The organism is Pseudonocardia sp. SID8383 (assembly GCF_009864975.1).
Classification (GTDB): domain Bacteria; phylum Actinomycetota; class Actinomycetes; order Mycobacteriales; family Pseudonocardiaceae; genus Pseudonocardia; species Pseudonocardia alni.
In genome coordinates this window covers 1-514 of the sequence record NZ_WWFY01000196.1, presented here as the reverse complement: position 1 = coordinate 514, position 514 = coordinate 1, and the positions used below count along the sequence as shown (strand labels likewise).

Annotated in this window: 1 pseudogene; it reads right to left on the bottom strand. The window is 78.8% G+C overall.

The window, feature by feature from the left end:
- Positions 1-514: pseudogene (locus tag GTW08_RS04730) on the bottom strand (LuxR family transcriptional regulator); the annotation flags it as partial.

Here is a 514-nt window from a genome sequence, read left to right as displayed (position 1 = left end):
GACCTCGGCCGCGTCGACCCGGTCCTCCAGCACGCCCACCCAGTGCGGGGCCGCCGTCGCCATGGCGTGGGCGAAGCGGCTGCCGCAGGCGGCGCTCTGCAGCTCGTCGGAGCGGGCGCGGGCGGCCTCGACGTCGTCGGTGAGCACCGCGGCCTGCAGCCGCGCCCAGTGCAGCGGGGCGGCCCACAGCGCGGGCCGGCCGAGCCGGTCGAGCAGCGCGTCGGCCTCGGCGAGGTGCGGGGCCACCCAGCTCTCCTCCCGCAGCCGCGACGCCGCGGTCACCAGCTCCCCGAGCGGCTGCAGCACGTAGAGGTCGACCGGGTGCCGGACGATCGCCTGCCGCGCCCGCGTCCAGGACCGCATCAGGGCCCCGAGGTCGGACTGGCGGCGGGCGATCGCGACCTGCAGCGCGGCGGCGAGGAACTCGTCACGCGGTTCGAGGGGGTCGTCGCCCGCGTCGACAGCGGCGAGCCGCTCCGACGCCGGGCCGGTCGCGCCGCGCAGCAGCGCGATC